This is a genomic window from Massilia sp. YIM B02769 (assembly GCF_030411995.1).
GTDB lineage: Bacteria > Pseudomonadota > Gammaproteobacteria > Burkholderiales > Burkholderiaceae_D > Telluria.
On sequence record NZ_JASNRC010000021.1, the window covers coordinates 33,083 to 52,551 of the forward strand.

Consider the following 19,469-nt stretch of genomic DNA (forward strand, 5'->3'; position numbering starts at 1 on the left):
GAAGCTGCAACTTGAAGAGCAAGCTAAGCAGAGACGGGTTCATATTAGGAGAAGCTAATATGCCTGTCAATAGGAGTGGCTAATTATTTTCTCGGCGTTCTCTCTCTGTGACGGTAAACTAGGCATGCTCGAATCGTCGGGCAAAAAAATACCCGCGCTGGGCGGGTGGGGAGCCGGGAATGGAAGCACAGTCGAGCACGCGATCTACGTCCGATGACGAGTCGCTGCAGCAGCCGAAAGGCGCGCCAACTTCATTAGAAACGGCTGCGCTGATGCGCCTTGTGCTTGAGTGGGAGCAGAGCGCAAGAAGTCAGTTCCAGTGCGCGGAACGCACCATGGATCCGATGGGGAAGCGCCTTGTCGAGCACGGCGCTACTTGTTACTTCAATTGCGCTCAGAGTCTTAGGAAATACCTGTACGGGTCTTGAGTTCGTGCAAAATATATTCTTTTGCAAAGGAAAAGACAAATCCTCCAGCCGGCTGAATGACCGACTTTTTAATTCGCTCCCAATCCGATGGAGCCTTAATTCCGTTGAGAAATTCATGGCCATCCCACGTCAGATGAGAGGGGATGTAATTAGGGAGGAGATTTTCCGTATCGGTGGCGTCAACGGCGACGATTAACCCGGCTTGAGCAAGCAAGTAGCAGTGATAGCCAATTTTCTCTTCATCATAACCATCTAGTTTTAGCTGCTCATATCGAGGAATATCGTTCTGCTCGAGATCGAGCAAGATAATCCGTGCAAGGTCCATGTCACGCTTCATATATTCCTTCCATCGGCGCTACGCTATTGCTTTGCCTCAATCATCGTCCAGATTTAAATCCAGCCGCACGCCAAAATGGCCGGTGCCGTCTTCGCCACGGTCCCACCCACCGCATATGATCGCGGCGCACTCAAATGTCTCGTGCATGCTCAGCTCGCCATACCGCACCGTGCGACGAAAGGCGCGTGCGTGCTCGCGTGACAGGTGACCGACAGGATGCCCCTGGATCGAAACTCGAACCGCATGCTTGTCGTGCGGGTTGTCATCTTGCAGGTCAAGCTGGGCCCGAGCTTCGATATTGACTCCATCTTCTCGGCGCGGTCCGCAGAGGAAAGCAAAACTTTCGGGATAGAAGCTTTCGCCAGCGACATTGATGAGGTATCGCCCTGGACCTTTAATAAATGGGATCTCGAACTTCATTCGTTTATAGGTCTTAGAACCGTTCCGATTCTTTGCGCACAACTCGGCCGATAATGATGCACCCATCGCCCTCGCAAAGTTTTCGCGGGAAACGCCGCTGATCAGAATTATCTGATGTAAGCCACCATTGACCAGCATCACGGGTCATTCGCTTTACAACAGGCTCACCCTCGTAATTGATGGCAAATACACCGCCATCGACAGGTTCTTTATCAGCTGTGTTAAGCACTGCTGTATCTCCGGCATAGAACGTCGGCTCCATACTCTCGCCGCGGACGTCAATTGCAATCAAGTGCTCTTTCTTAAACCCGCGATCACGCATCCAGTGAGTCGGAACCGTCGAGGTAGAATCGTCACCTAATTCGGCTTCCACATGAAACCCGCTGATCCCGGCGGTTAACCGCAGACGTACCTTTGGAATTAAGGTAATCCGGGGGTCATCATCGTCAACTGCAACCACCTTTCTAAAGGTACCTGACGGTAAGCCGTGCTCTTGAGCTATGTCAGCACCCACATGCATCGGCCCACTTCCAGTAGCCAGCCAATCCTGGCTTACCCCTAGAACGCGCGCCGCCTTGAGCAAATTCTCGCCACGCAAGAACTTAGACTTACCGCTCAGCCAGCCATGGACACTCGGCGCCTTGACGCCGCACGCGCGCGCTAGATCGGCCTGGCTAGTGCCAGAAGCCTCCATCGCTTTTCTTAGTCGTTCTGATAAGTTCATTAGGACATCCTAACATGAAAATAGTTAGGAGTGGCTATTGACTTTGAAATTAGTTACTCCTAACATGAGTTCTTGAAAAAGTTAGGCTGCCTAAGGAGCGAGTGTGATACCTACTTCCAGTGAATTGATCGATAAGCTTGGTGGGCCCGCCGTAGTTGCGCGTCTGCTTGGCATTAAACCGCCTTCTGTTGTCGGCTGGCGTGCGAATGGCATACCCGACGACAAGCTGATCCGGCTCGCGCCAACGCTTGAGAAAGCGGGGATTGCTACCCGCCGCGAGCTACGGCCTGACGACTGGCAATCCATCTGGCCAGAGCTGGCGCAAAGCATAGCCGCAACGAACTGATCCATTAGATCTTGTATCGACGCCGACCGGGGTTCCGCTCGGCATAGGGACTCTTTACGCCCAAATTTTGGAGAGTAGCATGGCATTCCCCACCGCGACACGCGCCGGCCAGGCCGACGCAACCCGCATAAGCGGCACGGCGCCGCCGCAACTCGATGTCCCGCCGCTGGCCGCGCGCGCGTATCTTCTCAAGTGCCACGGCAGCGACCTCGTATCGTGCACCTCGTGTGTGCGCCGGCTGGCGCCGGCCGCCGAGGTTGGCCAGCGCTGGATCGAGCCGACACGCATCGGCGCCTGCGGCTATTACGCGAACGTCGACGAGGTCGCCTGGGTGTATGGCCATGGCGCTCCACCCGACGAAGCGCCCGACACCGGCCGCCCAGGTGACGGCCAAAAATGAGCACGCCCCAGCTTGAAGACGGCTTCATCCGGATCGCCAATGAGCTGTTCGAGGCCATCCTGTCCCATGGGTTCAGCCAGCGCGAGCTGCTGGTGCTGCTGACAATCGTCCGCAAGACCTACGGCTACGGCAAGAAGGAGGACGACCTGTCGGCATCGCAGATCGGCGACCTGTGCGCGCTCGCGCGCCCGCACGTGACGTCCACGCTCAACGCGCTGGCGCTGCGCAATGTGATCACGAAGCGCCCGGGCCGGTTCGGGTCGATGATCGGCATCCAGAAAAACCACACGAAGTGGGTGAGTGCTGACCAGCTGAAAAGCACGCCAGATAGTACCGAATCAGTACACCCTAGTACCGAATCGGTACATGTACCGAATGAGTACAGGGGTAGTACCGAATCGGTACAGGTCGATAGTACCGATTCGGTACACACAAAAGACAACCTTCCAAAAGACAACCACCAAAAGAAAAGTTCTTGCGCTCCGGCGGTCGGCGAGCAGGACGAAACGGAAACCGGTGAGGATGATGCCGTGGCGGCTGGGAAGCCTCAGCGCCGCACAGCCGACCAGGTGCAAGCAAGGTTCGAGCGCTTCTACGAGGCCTACCCCCGGAAGCGGTCGCGCAACGACGCCGTCAAGGCGTTCACGAAGCTCAACCCCGACGACACGCTGCTCGAGCAGATCCTGGCCAGCCTGGAGCAGGTCAAGGCATCGGGCGAGTGGAGCGATCCGAAGTTCATTCCGTACCCGGCCTCGTGGCTCAATGCCGCCGGCTGGCTCGACGAGGTGCAGGCCGCGTACAGCACCGACGAGGTTGCCGTGATCGACGCGTTCAACCACGTGCTGGGCGCCCAGCTGGGCGACGTGTCCACGTCGATCTTCGTGCCGGCGCGTGCCGCAGCGATCAGGGAGTTCGTCACGTTCTCGCAGAAGCCAGGCTTCGTCGAAAAGTTCTTCCCCTGGGTGCGCGACAACGCGGCCATCCCGCCGCGCGCAGGGTTCGATTGGATCATCAGCCGAAAAGGCTTCGCCGACATCAGCGGCGGTCAACACGGAAAGAAAGCAGCATGAGCAACATGGCAGACCACAACCCCATCCCGCAGTCGATCGAGGCCGAGCAGGCCGTGCTGGGCGCGCTGCTCAGGGTCAACGACGCCGTCGACAAGCTGGGCGACCTGCAGGTGAAGCATTTCACCCGCGACGACCACCGCGCGATCTACGCTGAGATCCTGGCGTTGATCAAGCAGGGCCACGCCGCCGACCCGGTTACCGTCTGGGCCGCGCTGCAAGCTCGTGGCGGTCCGTTCCTCGACGGCCTGGGAGAGTACCTCATCAAGCTGTCGCAGAGCGTGCCGAGCGCCGCCAACGTCAGCCGCTACGTCAGCATCGTGGTCGACCGCGCTCTGCTGCGCGGCGTGATGCACGTGGCCGATTCGATCAACGGTCTGGCCCAGAACACAAAGGGAAAGTCCGCCGACGAGATCCTGGATGCCATGCAGTCGATGGTCACCAGCCTGGCCGAGCGGCGCGTGCGCAACGAGCCGCGGATGATCCGCGATGTGCTGCAGGGCGTGCTGGAACAGATCGAGAAGCGCGCCGAGGGCGAGAGCGGCGCCATGCCGACCGGGATCGCACCGATTGACCGCCTGTTCAACGGCGGCCTGCGTCCTGGCCAGCTGATCATCGTCGCCGGCCGCCCCTCGATGGGCAAGACCGCGCTGACCTCCGACATCGGCCTGAACATGGCGGCGGACGTCAGCGTGCTCAACTTCAGCATGGAAATGGAGAGCCAGGAAATCGCGGCGCGCGCGCTCTCCAACCGCGGCCGCGTGCCGCTGGCGTCGATCCTGGGCGACATGTCCGGCGCCGAGGACTGGCCCGGGGTGACGAACGGCTGCATCAAGCTCGACAGCCTGCGCTTTGCCATCGACGACACCCCGGCCATCTCGCTGCTCGACCTGCGTATGAAGGCGAAGGCCTGGAAGCGCCGTCACGGCCTCGACGTCATCATCGTCGATTACCTGGGCCTGATGAGCGGCGGGGAGGGCGAGAAGCGCCACGAGCAGATCGGCTCATACTCGCGCGGGCTGAAGGCGCTGGCCAAGGAACTCGGCGTGGCCGTCATCGCGCTGGCCCAGCTCAATCGAGCGGTCGAAGGGCGGCCCGACAAGCGCCCTGTGCTTTCTGATCTGCGCGACTCGGGCGAGATCGAGCAGGACGCTGACATCGTCATGCTGGTGCACCGCCCCGAGATGTACGAGCCGGAGAACGCCGAGCTACGCGGCTTTGCCGAGGTGCTGGTGCGCAAGCAGCGCAGCGGCGCGCTGGGCGACATCCAGCTGCGCTTCGAGGGAGCAACGTGCCGCTTCGAACCCTGGAGCGGCTGCCCACCGCAGGCGGCGCCAGGCCGTGGTCGCAGCAGCCCGAGGTTCGAATGACGCGCCCGGCCATCCTGGTGACCCTGCCATTCCCCGACCGCCGCCTGAACCCGAACAACTCGAAAGGCAAGCACTGGGCGTCGACGGTGGCGCTGCGCAAGTCGGCCCGCGCCGGCGCCGCGCTGCTGACCCAGGCTGCCGCCACCGGCCAGCGCTTCGAGCCGGGCGCCGAGCTGGCGCTGGTGATCACGTTCGTACAGCCCGACCGCCGCGCCCGTGACCGCGACAACCTGCTGGCCGCGTGCAAGCCGATGCTGGACGGCGTGGCTGACGCCCTGGGCGTGAACGACAGCCAGTTCGAGCCGGTGACGATCCGGCGCGAGTATGGGGGAAAGCCTGGCGCGGTGCGGGTGGAGATCGGCGGCGCGTTACGGTTTGGGGAGGCTCACGATCCGCTCGCACTCTGACGCGAACTTCTCGCGCGAAGGCTCCTTGCCAAGGACTGAGTGGGGATGCCACTTACTACCGTTCACACTGCGCGCGTCGAACTTCACAAGGTCGCCCGGGAGGATATCGACGACCTTGAGCTCTTGATTGCTGGGGGTGGCATAAACACCTCCCTTTACTACTTTTGATTGGTCAATAGGCATACTTTTTCCTTTTTCGATTAATGGTTTTTAGAGGGTTGCTGCGGTACACAGCAAGACCACTATAACTTCAATTTTTCGCTTCTCCGATCGAGAAATTCCCAGAAACTTTGATCGAAACAGGCCCGATTTTGTGGTAGCAACGCGACAGTAAAATAATTTCCAAAATTTAACATTTATCACTGGAATAATTCCTCTCGGCATGCTACGCTCACCCGGTCGTCTTTCGCTGAAGGTTAAATCATGGGATTCGCAGACCGTTACATCCACGCACTGAGCGCGCCGAATCTCAAGGACGACGAGCGCCACCACCAGGCCGAGCCGCTGCTCGCGGCAGCCTTCGCTGCTGCTGAGGTATCGGGCGATCTCGGCCCGCTGCTGCACCGCGTGAAGTTCGCCGCCGCCACTGCGCGGAATATGGCCCATGCTGCCAGTGCTCGCGAGCGCGCGGAGAAGGGGCTGGCCGAGGCGATCCGCGCGAAGGATGCGCACCGCGAAGCCGACTGCCGGCAGGCGCTGGCCGGCGACGCGGTCGAGTCGGAACGTGGCGTTGCATGTTTGGCCCAGCTGCTGCGCCTGTGGACCGCCGAGGTGATCAAACGCGGCCGTGCGCGCCGCTGGGTGCCCGAGAACACCGCCTGGGACGCTGACGCCGCTCAGAAGCTGTACCGCATGGTGGCCGAGCACTCGCTGGCGCACTGGCTCGATGGGAACTGTTCGCCGTGCGGCGGCACTGGCGTAGTCGAGAGCCGCACCTGCAAGCCCTGCTGCGGCACTGGCGCGGCGGATCTTCCCATGGCGGCCGGCTTCGTCCGCGAGCACACGCTGAACATGGTGAGCGAGCTGCACAGCATCGTGGACAGCCACGCTGCTCGTGCCGCGTCAAAATTGCGCCAATATATCCCTTCAGCGAGTTGAATTATTGAAAATGTTCCAGCGGCATGTTAACGTTCAGCTTGCTACTTTTGGCAATGTGCTTTTCACCATCGCAGGAGATTTTGATGCGCCCAGCCCAGTACCGAGACACTGCAGGAAAAGCAGTCATAATGGCGTTTATCATGAGTTGCTTTCTTGCAATTCCATATGCCGGCGCGGTTATTGGGGCGGTCATCGTCCTGTTGCTCATGATCCGGATTTCAGTCGACTCAAAAAGTAAGCTGACCCATGCCGGCATTCTCTTTTGTACGATTTTTGTTTATCTTGCCGTTACGGTTAAAGGCATCATGGTAAAGGCAGAGATTATCAATGTCGCCATGGCCCTTTTTATCGTCAGCTTTGTTGGGCTGATGATCTTGGCTCGGGGCGGCGTGGAGTGGTACAAAGGTGACTGATAGACCTGTATGTTGACGAAGGCATCGAACGTACTATGCAACTCAACAGTACTTAAGATAAACTTCAGTTTCCCATTCTTCCGGCCTCGTAATGTGCGCCCCGCGCCACCGATAACCGGGACTCGCGACAGTACCCAGCCATTGATGCTGTCGCACGCCCATAGAAAAAGCCTGAACTGAATGTTCGGGCTTTTTCTTTTAGCGCATCACTTCCGCGAATACAAGAACACCACTTTGTCTGAATTGAAGAAGTAGGTCCTTTCGCCACTCATCAATGCATAGCCGCCATCGCCAAGGATGCCAATAGTCCCGTCTTTCGTTACTCCGTTGACGAAGGAAACTGACCATTCCGCTTCCCCGTGCCCTGGGTTCTCCTCGCGCTGAACCAAAGCGTATTCAACAATATCCATAGTGCGCCCTTTCGTGATGAGTGAAAGGCAACATTTTACCAATGCCGTCTGCTGCAGTAATGCGCCAGCGGCATTTTTATTTCCCAGGTCACCATGAAGAATAAAATCGCAATCAAGTCATCATCCCTGCCTGTGCGCTCGCCGCTGATGTTTGCCATCGTGATGTGGCTGCTGTGCGATCGGCTGGCGGCGCCTGCCTGGGCGTATGGCGTGCTGTGGACAATCGTGGCGCTGTGGACGGTGGTGTTCGTCATCAGCCTGTTCAGTACCACCTTCCGCGATGTGCCCGGCTTCGGCGAGAAGTAGCGTGGATCGGCCAATCCCAAGCCTACGGGTCCAGATCGGCAGCGAGATCGTGCTGCGCCGAGCCGAGCCGCATGTGCTTGAGTGCGACGAGCTGACCAGCCGCGCCACGGTGGTGCATCTGCGCCCGCAACTGCGCCCCGGCGAGATCCTGGTCGAGCGCATGGGCGACATTCCACTGATCGTCGTCGACGAGAGCCTGATCTTCCCGACGCCGACTGCTGAGACCATGGGCTTCGATACCTGGATGAAGCAGCGCACCGACCTGGCGCACGCCGAGTTCATGCGCCGCACCTCGCGTCTGCTGTGGTGTGACTGGCGCGCCGCCACGACGCCGGCCGAGATCGCGCGCATCTACGGCATCCGGGCTGGCGAGGTGAAGCCGTGAGTCCGCTCGCCATCGTCTATCAAGACAAGATCATCCGCAGCGTGGTCGCTGACCGGCCCGCGATGTGCTATCCGGTGCACCAGCCGCTGGCGCTGGAAGACATTTGCAACTTGCTCGCCGACGGCGCCGAGGCCAAGCGCCTGCTGCGCGCCAAGGGCTGGGGCCAGCCCGGCATGACCGTGCTGGAGATCGCGCAGTTGCTGCCGTGCGCGCCGCAGCGCCCGGCACGCAAGAAGAAAGGAAAGCGCTGATGGCTACGACAACGTTGATGTTTAAGCTGAAGGTGCGCTGGTGGCTCAAGCTCTACTTAGCTGGCGTGATGATCACCGCGAGGCTGACGCGCGCCGAGCCGAACTGGGAGCGTGTCCGCTACTGGATCGGCAAGGGCACGAAGATCGAGGTGCGCTGATGCCGAAGCTGCGCACCCTGAGGTCGAGCTTGAAGGCGCCAGTCGGCCGCCTCGCCATGCCAGCGCCAGCCAGGCCTGGAGTCGTCGAGCGCAAGCGCGGCTCGGCAGGCGTCAAGGACCGCGAGCGCATCCGAGAGCGAGACGGCGGCCTGTGCCAGGAGTGCAAGCGGCGAGGGCGCACAAGCGTCGGCACCGTGGTGGACCACATCAAGCCGCTCTGGGCTGGCGGGTCCGACGACGACGAGAACAAAGAGCTGCTGTGCCAGACGCCCTGCCATGACGCCAAGACGGCGAGGGAAGCAAGGCAGCGCGCCGCTGGCGGTCTCATCGAGGGCTGACAGAGGGGGGGTATCAAACCTTTGCGACCTCGACCTCAGGACACCGACTAGCTTCCCATTCGCAGAATAAATCCCCCTTTCGAAAGAATTCAAATGGCAGGCCAACCAGGACGGAGCGGCGGCGCCCGGCCGGGTGCTGGCCGACCGAAAAAAACACCCGTCGTGCTGCCCCTCTCGGTGCCGTACAGCGATCCCCTCGACTTCCTCAGGGCGGTAATGAACGACTCCGGCACCGAAGCGAAGCTGCGTGTCGACGCGGCCCGCGCGCTGATGCCGTTCGTGCACCAGAAGAAGGGCGAGGGCGGGAAGAAGCAGCAGAAGGATGAGGACGCGCAGAAGGTGGCCAGCAAGTTCGGCCAGGCGGCGCCACCGCGGCTCGCCGCTGCTGACGGCAAGAAGATATGACGATGGAGTGGACGACAGCATGTCCCGATTGGGAGCGACGCCTGCAGGCTGGCGAGTCGATCATTCCAGCGCCGATCTTCCCCGAGCAGGCGGCCCAGGCGCTGGCCATCTTCAAAGAACTGCGCGTGGTCGACTTGGCCGGCAAGCCGACATTCGGTGAGTGCAGTGAGCAGTGGGTATTTGATTTCGTCGCCGCCATCTTCGGCGGCTACGATGGCGAGACCGGCAAGCAGCTGATCCGGGAGTACTACCTCTTGATCAGCAAGAAGAACACGAAATCGACGATCGCCGCCGGCATCATGCTGACGGCCGTTATCCTCTGCTGGCGCAACGAGGAGGAGCACCTGATCCTGGCGCCGACCAAGGAGGTAGCCGACAACAGCTTTAAGCCGGCCGCCGCCATGGTGCGCGCCGACGACGAGCTGTCCGCCCTGTTCCATGTCCAGGACCATGTTCGCACCATCACTCACCGTGTGTCGCGTGCCTCGCTAAAGGTGGTGGCCGCTGACACCGACACCGTGTCGGGCAAGAAGTCCGGGCGCATCCTGGTGGACGAGCACTGGCTGTTCGGCAAGCGCGCCAATGCCGCGGCGATGTTCATGGAGGCCCTGGGCGGGCAGATCTCGCGGCCGGAAGGTTGGGTCATCTACCTGACCACCCAGAGCGACGAGCCGCCGGCCGGCGTGTTCAAGGAAAAGCTCGACTACTACCGGGACGTCCGCGACGGAAAAATCTACGACCGCAAGTCGCTGGGCGTCTTGTATGAATACCCGCCGTCCTTGGTAAAGGCGAAAGCCTACCTCGACTCGTCGACCTACTACATCACCAACCCGAACATCGGACGCTCGGTCAGCAGCGAGTGGCTTGAGGACGAGCTCAAGAAACTGCTGCACAAGACCGACGGCTCGCTGCAGAAATTCCTAGCCAAGCACCTGAACGTGCAGATTGGCATGAACCTGCGCGCCGACCGCTGGAGTGGCGCCGACTTCTGGGAGCGGCAGGCGAAGGCGCCAGGCCTGACGCTCGAAGAACTGCTCGACCGATCCGAGGTCGTCACAGTCGGCATCGACGGTGGTGGCCTGGACGACTTGCTGGGCTTCGCAGCTCTGGGCCGCGAACGGGGCACGAAGAAGTGGCTCGCCTGGACGCGCGCGTTCGCACATCCGATCGCCATCGAGCGCCGCAAGAGCGAAGAGACCAAGTACAGCGACTTCGAGCAGCAGGGCGACCTGGTGATCATCGACGAACTGCCCGGCGACGTCGCCGCGGTGGCTGCGCTGGTCAAGCAGGTGGACGACAGCGGGTTGCTCGCATCGGTCGGTCTGGACCCGGAAAAGACGCACAAGGTCATGTTCCAGGCCCTGGTCGACGAGGAGATCGACGAAGAGAAGTGCTTCGCCATCTCGCAGGGCTGGAAGCTGATCGGCCCAATCAGCGTCGCCGAACGCAAGCTCGCCGAGGGCGTGCTGGTGCACGGCGGCCAGCCGCTCATGACCTGGTGCGTCGGCAATGCCAAGGTCGAGCCGCGCGGGAATGCGGCGCTGATCACCAAGCAAGCGTCGGGTACCGGAAAGATCGACCCGTTGATGGCGCTGTTCAATGCCGTCTCCCTCATGGCGCTCGACCCGGAAACGCCAGACGCACCCGAAATTATCGTATTGGACTTCTGAATGACCGGAACACTACTGAACCTGGAGGCCACGCGGCACGAATCGCGCGTGCTGGGCTCCTGGATGGCCGGTCGAGACGGCGCATCCGAACGCGCCGGCGTCGTTGCCCTGGGCGAGAACTCGCACAGCGAGCTGTCGATGGACGGCCTGGCCTCGCTGCTCGGCGCCGCGCACCGCTCCTCGTCCGGCGCCGCCGTGACGGCAGAGACGGCCATGCGCGTGTCGGCGGCCTACGGCTGCATGGCGCTGGTGGCTGGTGCCATCGCGACGCTGCCGATCGGCATCTACGAGCGCAGCGGCAACGACCGCGACTCGGCCGACCACGATTACTGGTGGATGCTGAACGAGAAGGCGAGCGACGGCTGGACGGCCTCGGCCGCCTGGGAGGCCATCATGCTGTCGAAGCTGTCTCACGGGGACGGTTTCGGCGAGTGGATCCGGCCAAGCTTCTACAGCAACCGCGTGATCGGCTGGAAACCGCTGCCGCGCCATACCGTGCAGCCGTTCAAGGACCGGGATGAGGTCTACTACCGCATCAGCCCGGGCGACAAGCCGTCCTACGTGCTCCACCGCGACGACATTATCCATCTGCCGAGCCTGGGTTTCGATGGCCTGACCAGTCCCAGCCCGCTCACCTATGCGGCGCTGGAGGCGATCGGTACCGCGCTGTCTTCGCAGGAACACGCGGGCAGATTCTTCTCCGGCGGCGCCAACTTCGACTACGCGCTGACGTCCGAGAAAAAGGTGGACGACAAGCAGCTGCTGGCGCTGAAGGCCTCGTTGATCGCTCGCGTGCAGAACGGCGGCCGCGGGCCGCTGATCCTGACTGGCGGTCTGAAGCCGGCGCAGCTGAGTGTCAATTCGAAGGACGCCGAGATTCTGGCGACGCGCCTGTTCACGGTTGAGGAAATCTGCCGCATCTTCGGCGTGCCGCCGCACATGGTCGGGCACACCGAGAAGCAAACGAGCCACGGCAGCGGCATCGCGGAACAGGGCATCAGCTTTGTCCGCTACACGCTGCAGCGGCATCTGACGCCGATCCAGCAGGAGCTGAACAGCAAGCTCTGGCCTGTGCGCCAGAAGTACTTCGTCGAGCACATCACGGCGGCGCTCGAGCGCGGCGACATCAAGGCACGGTATGAGGCGTACAGGATAGGGCTGGGCCGCGCCGGCGAGCAGCCGTTCTTGACCGCAGATGAAGTTCGGCGGCAGGAGAACATGCCGCCGAACACCAAATTGAAAACGAATGGAGGCACGAGTGCCGAAAAACCTGACCCAGCTTCTGGCGAGCAACAAGAAGCGGCCTGACCGGCTGCCGCAGTCGCGCATCGTCGCCAGCGCTGACGAGACCGAGATCTATATCTACGATGCGATCGTGGCCGACGAGGACACCGCGTACTGGTGGGGCGGCGTCTCTGCCGAGGCCCTGGTGCCGGCCATCCGCAATATCAAGGGCGGCACGATCCACCTGCGCATCAACAGCCCAGGCGGCGACGTGTTCGCAGCGCAGACCATTTGCCAGGCGATCCGAGACACTGGCGCCAAGGTCATCGCGCACATTGACGGCTACGCGGCCAGCGCCGCCACCGTCATCTCGATTGCGGCCGACGAGGTCGAGATCGCGGCCGGCGGCTTCTTCATGATCCACAACGCCTGGACCTGGGCGATGGGCAACGCCAACGACCTGAACGCCACCGCCGTCCTGCTCGGGAAGATCGACAGCAGCCTGGCTGCCCAATATGCAGCGAAAAGCGGCCTGGCTGTCGACGACGTGCGCGCGGCGATGGACGCCGAGACCTGGTACACCGCCGAGGAAGCAGTGGCCGCCGGCCTGGTCGACCGCATCGCCGCCGGCAAGAAGGCCGAGGCCTCCTGGAACATGAGCGCCTACGCCAAGGCGCCGAAGATCGAAAACAAGGAACCCGACCAGGTCGACCCGGTCGCCACCGAAGAACACCGCGCCCGCCAGCTGCAACGCATCAGCATGATGGCCCGCACCCAAGTTAGCTGACGCTCTCGCGCCACTAAGCCAGCCGCCTCCGGGCGGCTTTTTTATTGCCCCAACCAGCCGCGAGAGCGGACTACCCACCGAAAGGCACCACATGAGCAAGCTCGCCCAACTGCGCGAAAAACGTAACGCCGCGGCCAAGAAGGCCCACGACCTGAACAACAAATATCCCGCTGACCAGCGCATGCCGGCCGCCGAAGCCGCGCAGCTGGACGGCTTCCTGGCCGAAGTCGAAGCGATCGACGCCGAGATCGCGCGCGAACAGCGCATCGCCCAGATCGCTGGCGAAAACCCTGATGCACAGCACGACGCCGCGATGCAGGCTGCAGCGCGTGGCGGCGTGCGCGATGCTGATGAAGGTGCCGCTCTGCGCGCGATGCTGTCGGGCGGCCTGTCGGCCCTGAGCGCCGAGCAGCGCAGCGCGATGAACGCGCGTGTGAACGGCGACATCCGCGCCGCGATGTCGACCACCACTGGCTCGGAAGGCGGCTACACCGTGGCCACCGAGTTCAACAAGACGCTGATCCAGGCCATGAAGGCGGCGTTCTCGGTGCGCAGTGTCGCCAGCGGCATCCAGACCTCGACCGGTGCGCAGATGCTGTTCCCGACCGCCGATTCGACCAACGAGGAAGGCGAGATCGTCGGCCAAAGCGTTGGCGCCAGCAACGGTGACACCGGTTTCGGCCAGGCGTCGATGGACGTGTACAAGTACTCGTCGAAGTCGATCGCGCTGCCGTTTGAACTGATCCAGGACTCGATGTTCAACATCGAGGCATACATCCAGAACCTGCTGCAGCTGCGCCTGGGCCGCATCCAGAATCGTCACCACACCGTCGGCACCGGCACCAACCAGCCGCGCGGGATCGTGACGGCGTCCGGTGCCGGCAAGGTGGGCGCGACCGGCCAGACCGGCACCGTCACCTACGACGACCTGGTCGACCTCGAGCACTCGGTGGACCCGTACTACCGTGCGACCGCCAAGTGGATGATGCACGACGACACCCTGAAGGTCCTGCGCAAGCTGAAGGACGGCAACGGCCGCCCGATCTTCGTGCCGGGCTACGAGCAGGGCAACCCGGGCGGCGCGCCCGATCGCCTGATGGGTCGCGAGATCATCATCAACCAGCACATGCCGGTGATGGCCGCGAACGCCAAATCGATCCTGTTCGGCGACTTCTCGAAGTACCTGATCCGCGACGTGATGGACCTGACCCTGTTCCGCATGACCGACTCGAAGTACACCGAGAAAGGCCAGGTCGGCTTCCTCGCCTTCCAGCGTTCGGGCGCCAACATGGTCGACGTCGGCGGCGCGATCAAGTACTACCAGAACTCGGCCACCTAATCACAACCGGCGGCCAGCTGCGGCTGGCCCCTCCCAACCTGTAGGAGAAAGACATGGCAGATGCCAAAAAAGTGAAGGCCCGCGTGCTGGTCAAGTGCCCGCTGGGCGAGATCGACGACGTCGTCGAGGTCGATGCCGACGAAGCGAAAGCGCTCGCTGGCGTCGTCGACACCGCGCCGGCCGCGGTGAAGTACGCCGAGTCGCTGAAGTAAGCCGATGGGCATCGGGCCCGCCACCGCCGCACTGCTCGCCGATCTGCGCGAGTGGGCGGCCGACCCGGGCGCCTGGTGCTACCCGGTCAAAACCACACGCGGCCGAGCCGTCCTCTTTCCGGAAGACGTCGCCGGCCGCACCGATGAACAGCTGATCGCGGTGATCTGCGACCGGCTGAACGGAAACAAATAGCGAGGGCCCATGGCCGCATTCACCAAACTGCAGAAATTTATCGAAGCGGTCGCGCACGGCAAGCACAACTTGTCCACAGCGCAGCTGAAGATCGCGCTGACGAACACGGCGCCCAATGCGGCCACGGCCGGTGTTCTCGCCGACCTCACCGAGATCGCATACACCAACTGCTCGAGCAGGAATGTGACCACGAGCGCATCGGCGCAGACGGGCGGCTCGTACAAGCTGACCTGCGCCGACTTGACGTTGACGGCCGGCGGCGGGCCGGTGGGGCCGTTCCGCTACGCGGTGCTGTACAACGACTCGGCGGCCGGCAAGGATCTGATCGGTGTCTACGACCGCGGCGACAACATCACGCTGCTCGACGGCGAAAGCATCCTGATCGACTTCGACCAGGCGGCCGGCGTCTTCACGATCGGCTGATCATGACGCCCGACCAACAAGCAGCGCTGCGCACCGCCGCGCGCAGCAACCCAGCATGCGCCGCGCCGCTGGCTGCCAAGGACTGCGCCGCGCTGGCGTTGATCCTGTCCGCCGGCCGCACGCGCCCGAGCGCGACGGAAATCGGCTACGGCACGATCCTGGAAGTGATCGGTATCGCTGCCGGCAACCAGCTGATCGACTTCATCAAGGGCAACCCCGAGCTGCGCCACGTCGTGCCGCTGCTCGAGCAGGGCCGGTTGCGCATTGGATCTCCGGTCACCCAGGAAGCCGTGCAGTCCTTCGTCGGCGCCGGCGCCGTAACCCAGGCGGACGCGGACAAGCTCTGCGCCCTGGGCCGCGAGCCCGCCCCGCTGACGCTACTGGAAGTGGCCGATGCCCTGTACAACCCTGACGGAAGCGAGAAATGACAGCACCAACGCGACAGACCGTTGAAATATTGGCGGCCACGCAGATGACTCCCGGCACCTCTGAAGCCGCGCCGTTTGTCGTTGGCCCGTGGGTGTCGGTTGCTGCTTTGAACGGCGGCCAACTCGCCGCATTCCTCACCAACACATCCGCTCCGGGCGTGGCCGGCCAGTTCATCTGGCAGGGCTCGGACAAGAACGACGGCACCAACATTGTCGAGATCTGGCGCGGCGCTGGCAACACGAACGCCAACAGTACCTCGACGCCGGTGCCGATCGACCTGCCAAGGGAAATTTCGTACGTGCGCCTGGTCGGCTACGGCAATACGCTGCAGCCGGTAACCCTGCGCGGCGTGCTATTCGCGAAGGGTTGATATGGCCGGCATGCGCTACCAGCCGCAGGGCAAGCTGCAGCTGAACCGCCAGCACTCCCTGGCGCCGGCCTTGCGCCTGCTGTCCCTGCCTGGTGTGCACCGCGGCTTCGACGCCGTGGCCCAGCAGGCGGCAACCATTGTCGGTGTGAAAGTGCTCAGCACGCCGGACGGCGTAGTGGGCGGATTCGGCGCCGCCGTCGGCGCTGGCAGCACGGACCGGGTAACGACCGGGCTGACTGGCGACTTCCCGCTGAGCGGTCGTTCGTACATCTTCCGATTCCGGCGCAACGGTTCCGGCGGGGGAGGCCTTGGCAGACTGTTCGATAAAACATCGGGTGGCTCGGGGCAGTTCGCGATGTGGTACGCATCGCGAGCATCGATTTGCTACGGCTTCTATACCGGCAGTACCGAACGGAATATCGATATCCCAGGGACGGCGACGACCGCCGCCCCTGGTCAGGACTGCGTCCTGATCGTGACGCACGCCTACGACGGCGTGACCAGCACGATCAACGGCTACACCGGCGGCCAGCGCGTCTTGACTGACAGCGTTGTTACCGGCGCGCTGCGCGATGCCCCGAACACCCCGTTCACGTTCGGCAACCGCGCGAGCGATAGCGCCAGGGTGTGGGACGGTTCGATCGAACTTGCTGGAGTAATCGACCTGGTGGTGTCTCCGGACCAGGCCACCGCGCTGTCCGGCGGCATCTACCAGGTGCTGGCGAACCCCTATGCAGACGACGAAGACGAAGCCCAGCCGAGAAGCTACACCCTGACGGCTGCGGCTGGCGCGTTCGCTGTTGCCGGCAGCCCGGCCGGCCTCCGGGTCGCTCGCCGAATTGTGGCTGCGCCAGCGGCTTTCTCGCTGGCCGGCGCCGCCACCGCGTTGCGCGCCGTTCGCCGCCTGCAAGTCGAGCCGGGAGCATTCGCTCTCACTGGCTCGGTTGCCGGGCTGCGGGCTGCCCGCAAGTTCGCAGCTGCTCCTGGCGTGTTCAGCCTGGCGGCCGGCGTGGCCACGCTGGTCGCGGCGCGTCGGTTGTCTGCGGCAGCTGGCTCATTCGCTGTCGTCGGCCAGACCGCCACGCTGGTGCACACCGCGGCGCCGGCGCCAGGCGGCCCGACCTACGTTCTTACGGCGGCACCCGGCAGCTTCGCGCTGGCCGGCGCGCCGGTGGCGCTGGTCGTGGCGCGGCGGATGACCGCCGGGGCCGGATCGTTCGATGTGGGGTATTCGCCCGTCAGCCTCACGGCACAGCGCCGCTTGGCCGTGGGGCCTGGGGCGTTCGAAGTCGTCGGCGCCGGCGCGCTACTCAAGGTGGCGCGCCGGCTCCCGGTCGCCCCCGGCACCTTCGTGATCGGTGGCAGCGACGTGATGTTCAGGCAGGGCGCCCAGATCGAGTATGCCCGCGCGCCGGCCGGATCCGGCTACACGCCGCGGCGCCAGGAATACCAATCTCGGCCCGCTCAGGTGTCCACCGGCGGCCGGCTACCAGCAAGACAGGAAAACTACCGATGACTCCGAAAGTGATCACGCCGCCGGCGCAGCTGGCGGTCTCGCTCGATTCCGCCATCACGGCGGCGCGCGCAAACGGCGCCGGCCTGGACGGCGAAGTCGAGCAGGCCGTCAAGACAGCTACGGCGGAGGCGGAGTTCGAGACGCAGCGCGCGTTCATCACGCAGACCCTGCGCCTGACGCTCGACCGCTTCGACGATTCGATCAAGCTGCCGCGCCCGAGACTGATCGAGGTCGTGCACGTCAAGTTCATAGACCAGGCCGGCCAGCAGCAGGAGCTGCACCCGCAGGACTACCAAGTCGATGCCGAAAGCGAGCCGGCCTACATCGTGCCGGCGCCCGGCAAGACCTGGCCGGCGACCGCCGCGCGCATCAACGCGGTCGAGGTCCAGTACGTCGCCGGCTACGGCCCGGATCACACCAGCGTGCCGGATTCGGTTAAGGGCTTCATCCTGCGCCGAGTGGCCGAGCAGTTCGGACAGCTGTCCGCATCAATGGCGGCCAGTGCGGTGCACCTGCTCGATGGGGAGGTGGTGTACTGATGTTCAACGACTACCTGACGTTTTTCAAACCGTCGCAAGAGCGCGACGCGGCAGGCCAGCGAAAGCCTGGCCAGGCGTGGGTGCCAGTCGAGCCGGGCATGCGGGGCGATGTTCGCCATCTGCGAGGCTTGGAAACGCTGCGTGCAGACACCGAGGTTTCGGTGCTGCGCGCATCGATCCGCACCTGGTACCGGGCCGATATCGACGAGACCATGCGGGTCGTGCACAACGAACGGACCTATGCGATCAAGGCGCCACCGCTGCGCAACGTCGACCGGCGCTTCATGGATCTGGTCTGCGAGGCCGTCAAATGATGCGGTTCGACACGTCGTCACTCATCGAGGCGGTAAAGCAGACTGCCGAGCAGGTCGTCAAATCGATAGACGAGCCGACGCTGCGCACTGTTGGATTCGCCGGCGCCGATCTGTTCCGCGATCAGGCGAAACAGATTGCGCTGTACAACATGAAGACCGGCATGCTGTTCGACAGCATCATCGTAAAGCGCCTCGACGAGGAATCGGACGGTGGCCAGGTGCAGGTCTACCTGGTAACAGTGCGAAATGGCAATGCATCCAGAGACGGCGCCTACTACTGGCGCTGGGTGGAAAAGGGCCACAAGTTCGTCCCGAAAAACACGAATGTGAGCGCGAGGACGGGCCGTACCATTGGCTGGGCAGCGCACCGCCGCGCCGCAGAGCTCGAATACGGGAATGCCCGAGTTCGCGCGTACCCGTTCATGCGGCCAGCGTACGAGACCAGAAAGCGCGACGCGGTCGACCTGATGACGCGCACGCTGGCCCAACAACTGGCGAGGAATTCAACATGACCCCACACGAGCAGATTCGGTTGGTGCTGGGCGAGCTGGCCGGCGGCCGGGTGTTCCCCGGGATCGCAGACGCCGGTACGCCCACCCCGTACGTCACCTTCCAGGTGATCGGCGGGCCGCCCATCAACTTCATCACCGGCGAGGTGCCGGCCAAGCGCTTCATGCGCGTGCAGATCAACGTCTGGTCCGACACCTCGATCGAAGCATTCGAGGTGGTCGAACAAGTCGAGAACGCTTTTCATGCAGAAAAGGTGCTGCAGATGGAAGTCTTAACCAACCCCAGCGACACCTACGACGAACTGACAGAGCACCGCGGAGCAATGCAGGAATTCCAGCTGTTCCTCTGACTCAGCACTACCCCATCCAGGCCGCCCTGAGCAATCCGGGCGGCCTTTTCTTTGCCCGGCCTCCCGGGCTCTTTACCTGAAAGGCCTATCAATGCAACTGCCAAACAACATCGCGTTCGCCGTGGCGAGCGTCTTCGCCACCGCTGTGGCCATCACCGCGGCGAGCAACGCCGCCGAGGCGGTGTGCACCGCGACCAACACCTTCGCCGCCGGCGACTTCGTCGAGTACACCGGCGGCTGGAGCAAGGCCAACGGCCGCGTGTTCCGCCTGAAGGCCGCCACCGGCACCTCGTTCACGCTTGAAGGCCTGGACACCACCGACGTCACCCTG

At 63.0% G+C, this 19,469-nt stretch carries 31 protein-coding genes and 1 pseudogene; 28 read left to right on the top strand and 4 right to left on the bottom strand.

Annotated features, from left to right (window positions below; translation table 11 throughout):
* Positions 1-402: 402 nt before the first annotated feature.
* From QPK31_RS24905 to QPK31_RS24915, 3 genes are read right to left on the bottom strand one after another with little or no spacing between them, the layout of a single operon-like run.
* Positions 403-765, bottom strand: a complete 363-nt coding sequence (locus QPK31_RS24905; protein WP_290425586.1) for a DUF2513 domain-containing protein — start codon at positions 763-765, stop codon at positions 403-405.
* Between the two features lie 36 nt (positions 766-801).
* Positions 802-1,185 (bottom strand): HIRAN domain-containing protein, encoded by a 384-nt coding sequence (locus tag QPK31_RS24910; RefSeq protein WP_290425587.1) that lies wholly within the window; start codon positions 1,183-1,185, stop codon positions 802-804.
* A 13-nt stretch (positions 1,186-1,198) separates the two neighbouring features.
* On the bottom strand, positions 1,199-1,909 hold the full coding sequence (locus QPK31_RS24915; RefSeq protein WP_290425588.1) for a S24 family peptidase: 711 nt from the start codon (positions 1,907-1,909) through the stop codon (positions 1,199-1,201).
* Positions 1,910-2,012: 103 nt separating this feature from the next.
* On the opposite strand from QPK31_RS24915, the gene QPK31_RS24920 reads away from it, so the two are divergent.
* From QPK31_RS24920 to QPK31_RS24950, 7 genes are all read left to right on the top strand, one after another.
* Positions 2,013-2,255: a YdaS family helix-turn-helix protein gene (locus QPK31_RS24920; RefSeq protein WP_290425413.1), complete on the top strand. Its 243-nt coding sequence runs from the start codon at positions 2,013-2,015 to the stop codon at positions 2,253-2,255.
* Between the two features lie 79 nt (positions 2,256-2,334).
* On the top strand, positions 2,335-2,655 hold the full coding sequence (locus QPK31_RS24925; RefSeq protein WP_290425589.1) for a hypothetical protein: 321 nt from the start codon (positions 2,335-2,337) through the stop codon (positions 2,653-2,655).
* A complete protein-coding gene (locus QPK31_RS24930; protein WP_290425590.1) occupies positions 2,652-3,725 on the top strand; it encodes a replication protein in 1,074 nt (357 codons plus the stop codon). The genes QPK31_RS24925 and QPK31_RS24930 overlap by 4 nt, the downstream gene beginning before the upstream one ends.
* Entirely contained in the window at positions 3,722-5,092 is a 1,371-nt protein-coding gene (gene dnaB / locus QPK31_RS24935) for a replicative DNA helicase (RefSeq protein WP_290425591.1), read from the top strand. The genes QPK31_RS24930 and dnaB overlap by 4 nt, the downstream gene beginning before the upstream one ends.
* Positions 5,089-5,499, top strand: a complete 411-nt coding sequence (locus QPK31_RS24940) for an endonuclease (RefSeq protein ID WP_290425592.1) — start codon at positions 5,089-5,091, stop codon at positions 5,497-5,499. Before dnaB ends, QPK31_RS24940 begins: the two co-directional genes overlap by 4 nt.
* 423 nt (positions 5,500-5,922) lie before the next feature.
* A complete protein-coding gene (locus QPK31_RS24945; RefSeq protein WP_290425593.1) occupies positions 5,923-6,597 on the top strand; it encodes a hypothetical protein in 675 nt (224 codons plus the stop codon).
* A 23-nt stretch (positions 6,598-6,620) separates the two neighbouring features.
* Positions 6,621-7,010: a hypothetical protein gene (locus QPK31_RS24950; protein WP_290425594.1), complete on the top strand. Its 390-nt coding sequence runs from the start codon at positions 6,621-6,623 to the stop codon at positions 7,008-7,010.
* A gap of 206 nt (positions 7,011-7,216) precedes the next feature.
* On the opposite strand, the gene QPK31_RS24955 is transcribed toward QPK31_RS24950, so the two are convergent.
* Positions 7,217-7,420 (bottom strand): hypothetical protein, encoded by a 204-nt coding sequence (locus tag QPK31_RS24955; protein ID WP_290425595.1) that lies wholly within the window; start codon positions 7,418-7,420, stop codon positions 7,217-7,219.
* A 93-nt stretch (positions 7,421-7,513) separates the two neighbouring features.
* On the opposite strand from QPK31_RS24955, the gene QPK31_RS24960 reads away from it, so the two are divergent.
* The 21 genes and pseudogenes from QPK31_RS24960 to QPK31_RS25060 all read left to right on the top strand — a co-directional run.
* Positions 7,514-7,726, top strand: a complete 213-nt coding sequence (locus QPK31_RS24960) for a hypothetical protein (RefSeq protein ID WP_290425596.1) — start codon at positions 7,514-7,516, stop codon at positions 7,724-7,726.
* 1 nt (position 7,727) lies between these two features.
* Positions 7,728-8,111, top strand: a complete 384-nt coding sequence (locus tag QPK31_RS24965; RefSeq protein ID WP_290425597.1) for a hypothetical protein — start codon at positions 7,728-7,730, stop codon at positions 8,109-8,111.
* A complete protein-coding gene (locus QPK31_RS24970) occupies positions 8,108-8,362 on the top strand; it encodes a hypothetical protein (RefSeq protein ID WP_290425598.1) in 255 nt (84 codons plus the stop codon). The genes QPK31_RS24965 and QPK31_RS24970 overlap by 4 nt, the downstream gene beginning before the upstream one ends.
* On the top strand, positions 8,362-8,520 hold the full coding sequence (locus tag QPK31_RS24975; RefSeq protein ID WP_290425599.1) for a hypothetical protein: 159 nt from the start codon (positions 8,362-8,364) through the stop codon (positions 8,518-8,520). The genes QPK31_RS24970 and QPK31_RS24975 overlap by 1 nt, the downstream gene beginning before the upstream one ends.
* The gene (locus QPK31_RS24980) at positions 8,520-8,858 is read left to right on the top strand and encodes an HNH endonuclease (RefSeq protein WP_290425600.1); all 339 of its coding nucleotides are present in this window, start codon (positions 8,520-8,522) and stop codon (positions 8,856-8,858) included. Before QPK31_RS24975 ends, QPK31_RS24980 begins: the two co-directional genes overlap by 1 nt.
* A 93-nt stretch (positions 8,859-8,951) precedes the next feature.
* Complete coding sequence (locus QPK31_RS24985; RefSeq protein ID WP_290425601.1) at positions 8,952-9,263, top strand: hypothetical protein; 312 nt, start codon at positions 8,952-8,954, stop codon at positions 9,261-9,263.
* Positions 9,264-9,265: 2 nt separating this feature from the next.
* Positions 9,266-10,933: a terminase large subunit gene (locus QPK31_RS24990; RefSeq protein ID WP_290425602.1), complete on the top strand. Its 1,668-nt coding sequence runs from the start codon at positions 9,266-9,268 to the stop codon at positions 10,931-10,933.
* Positions 10,934-12,241 (top strand): phage portal protein, encoded by a 1,308-nt coding sequence (locus tag QPK31_RS24995; RefSeq protein WP_290425603.1) that lies wholly within the window; start codon positions 10,934-10,936, stop codon positions 12,239-12,241.
* Positions 12,192-12,944, top strand: a complete 753-nt coding sequence (locus QPK31_RS25000) for a head maturation protease, ClpP-related (protein ID WP_290425604.1) — start codon at positions 12,192-12,194, stop codon at positions 12,942-12,944. Before QPK31_RS24995 ends, QPK31_RS25000 begins: the two co-directional genes overlap by 50 nt.
* A 91-nt stretch (positions 12,945-13,035) precedes the next feature.
* Complete coding sequence (locus QPK31_RS25005) at positions 13,036-14,283, top strand: phage major capsid protein (RefSeq protein WP_290425605.1); 1,248 nt, start codon at positions 13,036-13,038, stop codon at positions 14,281-14,283.
* 53 nt (positions 14,284-14,336) lie between these two features.
* Complete coding sequence (locus tag QPK31_RS25010) at positions 14,337-14,495, top strand: hypothetical protein (RefSeq protein WP_290425606.1); 159 nt, start codon at positions 14,337-14,339, stop codon at positions 14,493-14,495.
* Between the two features lie 4 nt (positions 14,496-14,499).
* Complete coding sequence (locus QPK31_RS25015; RefSeq protein WP_290425607.1) at positions 14,500-14,688, top strand: hypothetical protein; 189 nt, start codon at positions 14,500-14,502, stop codon at positions 14,686-14,688.
* A gap of 9 nt (positions 14,689-14,697) precedes the next feature.
* A complete protein-coding gene (locus tag QPK31_RS25020; protein WP_290425608.1) occupies positions 14,698-15,111 on the top strand; it encodes a hypothetical protein in 414 nt (137 codons plus the stop codon).
* Between the two features lie 2 nt (positions 15,112-15,113).
* Positions 15,114-15,539 (top strand): hypothetical protein, encoded by a 426-nt coding sequence (locus QPK31_RS25025; protein WP_290425609.1) that lies wholly within the window; start codon positions 15,114-15,116, stop codon positions 15,537-15,539.
* Positions 15,536-15,910 (top strand): hypothetical protein, encoded by a 375-nt coding sequence (locus QPK31_RS25030; protein WP_290425610.1) that lies wholly within the window; start codon positions 15,536-15,538, stop codon positions 15,908-15,910. The genes QPK31_RS25025 and QPK31_RS25030 overlap by 4 nt, the downstream gene beginning before the upstream one ends.
* A gap of 1 nt (position 15,911) precedes the next feature.
* Complete coding sequence (locus QPK31_RS25035) at positions 15,912-17,426, top strand: hypothetical protein (RefSeq protein ID WP_290425611.1); 1,515 nt, start codon at positions 15,912-15,914, stop codon at positions 17,424-17,426.
* Positions 17,423-17,965, top strand: coding sequence for a hypothetical protein (locus QPK31_RS25040; RefSeq protein ID WP_290425612.1), 543 nt, complete (start codon positions 17,423-17,425; stop codon positions 17,963-17,965). Before QPK31_RS25035 ends, QPK31_RS25040 begins: the two co-directional genes overlap by 4 nt.
* On the top strand, positions 17,965-18,279 hold the full coding sequence (locus tag QPK31_RS25045; protein ID WP_290425613.1) for a phage head closure protein: 315 nt from the start codon (positions 17,965-17,967) through the stop codon (positions 18,277-18,279). The genes QPK31_RS25040 and QPK31_RS25045 overlap by 1 nt, the downstream gene beginning before the upstream one ends.
* Complete coding sequence (locus tag QPK31_RS25050; protein ID WP_290425614.1) at positions 18,276-18,791, top strand: hypothetical protein; 516 nt, start codon at positions 18,276-18,278, stop codon at positions 18,789-18,791. Before QPK31_RS25045 ends, QPK31_RS25050 begins: the two co-directional genes overlap by 4 nt.
* The gene (locus QPK31_RS25055; protein ID WP_290425615.1) at positions 18,788-19,138 is read left to right on the top strand and encodes a DUF3168 domain-containing protein; all 351 of its coding nucleotides are present in this window, start codon (positions 18,788-18,790) and stop codon (positions 19,136-19,138) included. The genes QPK31_RS25050 and QPK31_RS25055 overlap by 4 nt, the downstream gene beginning before the upstream one ends.
* A 91-nt stretch (positions 19,139-19,229) precedes the next feature.
* Positions 19,230-19,469, top strand: a pseudogene (locus tag QPK31_RS25060) (phage tail protein); the annotation flags it as partial.

Bases quoted from the DNA above. Each gene is read 5' to 3' on its own strand.
- QPK31_RS25050 (WP_290425614.1), top strand. From the start codon at position 18,276: ATGATGCGGTTCGACACGTCGTCACTCATCGAGGCGGTAAAGCAGACT.
- QPK31_RS24905 (WP_290425586.1), bottom strand. From the start codon at position 765: ATGAAGCGTGACATGGACCTTGCACGGATTATCTTGCTCGATCTCGAG.
- QPK31_RS25010 (WP_290425606.1), top strand. From the start codon at position 14,337: ATGGCAGATGCCAAAAAAGTGAAGGCCCGCGTGCTGGTCAAGTGCCCG.
- QPK31_RS25025 (WP_290425609.1), top strand. From the start codon at position 15,114: ATGACGCCCGACCAACAAGCAGCGCTGCGCACCGCCGCGCGCAGCAAC.
- QPK31_RS25005 (WP_290425605.1), top strand. From the start codon at position 13,036: ATGAGCAAGCTCGCCCAACTGCGCGAAAAACGTAACGCCGCGGCCAAG.
- QPK31_RS24915 (WP_290425588.1), bottom strand. From the start codon at position 1,909: ATGAACTTATCAGAACGACTAAGAAAAGCGATGGAGGCTTCTGGCACT.
- QPK31_RS25040 (WP_290425612.1), top strand. From the start codon at position 17,423: ATGACTCCGAAAGTGATCACGCCGCCGGCGCAGCTGGCGGTCTCGCTC.
- QPK31_RS24930 (WP_290425590.1), top strand. From the start codon at position 2,652: ATGAGCACGCCCCAGCTTGAAGACGGCTTCATCCGGATCGCCAATGAG.
- QPK31_RS24995 (WP_290425603.1), top strand. From the start codon at position 10,934: ATGACCGGAACACTACTGAACCTGGAGGCCACGCGGCACGAATCGCGC.
- QPK31_RS25045 (WP_290425613.1), top strand. From the start codon at position 17,965: ATGTTCAACGACTACCTGACGTTTTTCAAACCGTCGCAAGAGCGCGAC.
- dnaB (WP_290425591.1), top strand. From the start codon at position 3,722: ATGAGCAACATGGCAGACCACAACCCCATCCCGCAGTCGATCGAGGCC.
- QPK31_RS24985 (WP_290425601.1), top strand. From the start codon at position 8,952: ATGGCAGGCCAACCAGGACGGAGCGGCGGCGCCCGGCCGGGTGCTGGC.
- QPK31_RS24960 (WP_290425596.1), top strand. From the start codon at position 7,514: ATGAAGAATAAAATCGCAATCAAGTCATCATCCCTGCCTGTGCGCTCG.
- QPK31_RS25015 (WP_290425607.1), top strand. From the start codon at position 14,500: ATGGGCATCGGGCCCGCCACCGCCGCACTGCTCGCCGATCTGCGCGAG.
- QPK31_RS24910 (WP_290425587.1), bottom strand. From the start codon at position 1,185: ATGAAGTTCGAGATCCCATTTATTAAAGGTCCAGGGCGATACCTCATC.
- QPK31_RS25035 (WP_290425611.1), top strand. From the start codon at position 15,912: ATGGCCGGCATGCGCTACCAGCCGCAGGGCAAGCTGCAGCTGAACCGC.
- QPK31_RS24955 (WP_290425595.1), bottom strand. From the start codon at position 7,420: ATGGATATTGTTGAATACGCTTTGGTTCAGCGCGAGGAGAACCCAGGG.
- QPK31_RS25030 (WP_290425610.1), top strand. From the start codon at position 15,536: ATGACAGCACCAACGCGACAGACCGTTGAAATATTGGCGGCCACGCAG.
- QPK31_RS25020 (WP_290425608.1), top strand. From the start codon at position 14,698: ATGGCCGCATTCACCAAACTGCAGAAATTTATCGAAGCGGTCGCGCAC.
- QPK31_RS25055 (WP_290425615.1), top strand. From the start codon at position 18,788: ATGACCCCACACGAGCAGATTCGGTTGGTGCTGGGCGAGCTGGCCGGC.
- QPK31_RS24945 (WP_290425593.1), top strand. From the start codon at position 5,923: ATGGGATTCGCAGACCGTTACATCCACGCACTGAGCGCGCCGAATCTC.
- QPK31_RS24975 (WP_290425599.1), top strand. From the start codon at position 8,362: ATGGCTACGACAACGTTGATGTTTAAGCTGAAGGTGCGCTGGTGGCTC.
- QPK31_RS24980 (WP_290425600.1), top strand. From the start codon at position 8,520: ATGCCGAAGCTGCGCACCCTGAGGTCGAGCTTGAAGGCGCCAGTCGGC.
- QPK31_RS24990 (WP_290425602.1), top strand. From the start codon at position 9,266: ATGGAGTGGACGACAGCATGTCCCGATTGGGAGCGACGCCTGCAGGCT.
- QPK31_RS24940 (WP_290425592.1), top strand. From the start codon at position 5,089: ATGACGCGCCCGGCCATCCTGGTGACCCTGCCATTCCCCGACCGCCGC.
- QPK31_RS24925 (WP_290425589.1), top strand. From the start codon at position 2,335: ATGGCATTCCCCACCGCGACACGCGCCGGCCAGGCCGACGCAACCCGC.
- QPK31_RS24950 (WP_290425594.1), top strand. From the start codon at position 6,621: ATGTTAACGTTCAGCTTGCTACTTTTGGCAATGTGCTTTTCACCATCG.